We start from the raw sequence: 2,390 nt of genomic DNA on the forward strand, positions 1-2,390 counted from the left end.
CCGTGAACGCCGCGCTCTGAACTCCCTCGATGAAATCCGGGGGAACAGGTAAGAGGTGTCAGACTCGGAACACTAGTTTTGGTTCGGTTCAGATGGTTAAGGTGAAAACCAGCTATTTACCTTTCTGCAGCACCAGAAAAGTCATCATGCCCGCCGGAGGCAGAGAATTCTGTTCAATGACCGAAAGATCGGGCTGCCCAAGAACCGTGCTGACCTCGAAGTTTGAGTGCCAACCCAATAAATTGGCAAATGGCGCGGCTATCCGCTCAATGCGAGCGAGCAAACCGGTTTCTCTCGCAAAGTGATTGGTAATCACGATCACGCCCCCCGGTCTGGAAACGCGCGCCATCTCGGCCATGACACGTTCAGGTTCTGGAACAACTGAAATGATATGCATTGCAGCGACAACATCAAATGATGCATCGGGAAAATCGAGAGTGCGGGCATCCATCTGTCTCAGGTCTTGCACATGATCCAAGCCAAGGGTTTCGACTTTGGCCCGTGCCTTGGCCAGCATTTCCTCGCTGAAATCGATACCTGTCACCTTCAGATCCGAACGGTAGTTTGGCAGTGCCAGACCTGTCCCGACACCAACCTCTAGGATCCTTTCGGCGGTCAGATCGTTGATGTAGTCAACCGCCCTTCGTCGCCCAACATTTGTGATGGCCCCAAATGTTCTGTCATAGACCGGTGCCCAACGGGCGTATGAGGCTTTAACGGCATGGAGCTCCAAGAGACTATCCTTCAGTTGGTTTTGATCTTCGTGTCGTTCGGTATGCCCACACAAGGCAGACCACGTAGGCAAGGGTAAGTAGTGTCAGCGTGGCCCAAAGATAGGTCAGCAAGGCTGCCGCCAAAACCGCTACGCCTAATAGGAAGAATTTCGCGTTCGCCCGATTCATCGATATGTTCTTGAAGGAATATGTCGGGATTCGACTAATCATCAGCAGACCTACCAGGCATATGTGAAACGCGACAACGACGGGCGGGGTCAGCGGCATATCTGAAACCGCAAACGAGACGACCATCGGTAACATGACCAGGACGGCCCCGGCAGGTGAGGGAACTCCTACAAAGAACGCAGAGGGTCTAGCGCAGGTTTTCACCCGATCACTGACATTGAAACGCGCAAGGCGCAAGACACAGCAAATCGCGTAAAACAACACGGCGATCCAGCCGGCACTACGAAAGTCTTGAAATGCCCAACTGTACAAAATGAGGACCGGTGCGACGCCAAAGTTAAGGAAATCCGCCAGTGAATCCAGTTCTGCTCCAACCGCAGTTGAACGATTGAGCAGTCGAGCGACCCGACCGTCGAGACCATCCAGAACGCAGGCTGCAAGAACAAGGCGGACCGCCATTTCATACCTGGCCTCGTACCCAAATCGTATCGCGGTCAGCCCCGCAAAGATTGCGGCTATGGTGATCAGATTTGGCAACAGATCGATTGGTCGGATCTGTGACTTCTTGTCCCGATCTGACGGTTCCACCATTGATCAATCCGCCACGCCCGTACGCGCGGGTTCCGAAGATGCGAGATCAGCAAGTACAGTCTCGCCTGCGATCATCGTTTGCCCAAGGCTGACCATTGGTTCGACTCCCTCCGGCAAATAGACATCGAGACGAGAGCCAAAGCGGATCAGTCCGAACCGTTCTCCGGTGCGCAAGGTGTCGCCTTTCGCAGCGAAGCAAACGATCCGTCGCGCGACAAGCCCGGCAATTTGCACCACCGCGATCTGGCGGCCATCAGGCATCTCAATACACAGGCTGTTCCTCTCGTTATCAGCGCTGGCCTTGTCCAGAGATGCATTGAAGAACTTCCCTGGTCGGTAGGCAATCGCGGCAATCAGTCCGGCAACAGGGGCCCGGTTCACGTGGCAGTTAAAGACACTCATGAAGACGCTAACACGTGTCAGAGCCATATCAGACATGCCAAGTTCAGTGGGCGGGACAGATTTTTCAATCAGTGACACGATGCCATCAGCGGGGCTGACGATCAGGTCATCCCCTGCGGGCGTGATACGTACGGGATCGCGAAAGAAGTAGTAGCACCAGATTGTCAGTCCCAGCCCAATCCAACCCAAAAAAGACCAGATAAGATATAGAAAAACAGTAAGGGCCGCAAAAACCGCGACAAACTTGCGTCCCTCCGGATGCATTGGCTTCAGAAATGTGTCACGCATCTTCATAGGCATACCAGTCAGTTCTCAATCAGTTTCGGAAGTCGTATACCGTGCAGATAACCCTGTGCGGCAGGCAAGGATCAGCCGCAAGGTGTGTCAAAAATCCAGCCCGAGGTCGACCGTCCGTGCGGAATGTGTCAGCGCGCCGGACGATATGTAGTCCACACCCGTCGCCGCAATCGAGGCGACCCGGTCCAGTTTCACATT

General features: G+C 54.1%; 3 protein-coding genes and 1 pseudogene. All 4 read right to left on the reverse strand.

Annotated features, from left to right (window positions below):
- Positions 1-112: 112 nt before the first annotated feature.
- On the reverse strand, positions 113-733 hold the full coding sequence (locus Q1A75_RS23725; protein ID WP_299552583.1) for a methyltransferase domain-containing protein: 621 nt from the start codon (positions 731-733) through the stop codon (positions 113-115).
- A gap of 4 nt (positions 734-737) precedes the next feature.
- Positions 738-1,493, reverse strand: a complete 756-nt coding sequence (pssA, locus tag Q1A75_RS23730) for a CDP-diacylglycerol--serine O-phosphatidyltransferase (protein WP_299552580.1) — start codon at positions 1,491-1,493, stop codon at positions 738-740.
- A gap of 3 nt (positions 1,494-1,496) precedes the next feature.
- Entirely contained in the window at positions 1,497-2,189 is a 693-nt protein-coding gene (locus Q1A75_RS23735) for a phosphatidylserine decarboxylase (protein WP_299506276.1), read from the reverse strand.
- A 90-nt stretch (positions 2,190-2,279) separates the two neighbouring features.
- Positions 2,280-2,390, reverse strand: a pseudogene (locus Q1A75_RS23740) (nicotinate-nucleotide diphosphorylase (carboxylating)); the annotation flags it as partial.

Origin of the sequence: uncultured Tateyamaria sp., from assembly GCF_947504105.1 — a bacterium.
GTDB lineage: Bacteria > Pseudomonadota > Alphaproteobacteria > Rhodobacterales > Rhodobacteraceae > Tateyamaria.

Bases quoted from the DNA above. Each gene is read 5' to 3' on its own strand.
- pssA (WP_299552580.1), bottom strand. From the start codon at position 1,493: ATGGTGGAACCGTCAGATCGGGACAAGAAGTCACAGATCCGACCAATC.
- Q1A75_RS23735 (WP_299506276.1), bottom strand. From the start codon at position 2,189: ATGAAGATGCGTGACACATTTCTGAAGCCAATGCATCCGGAGGGACGC.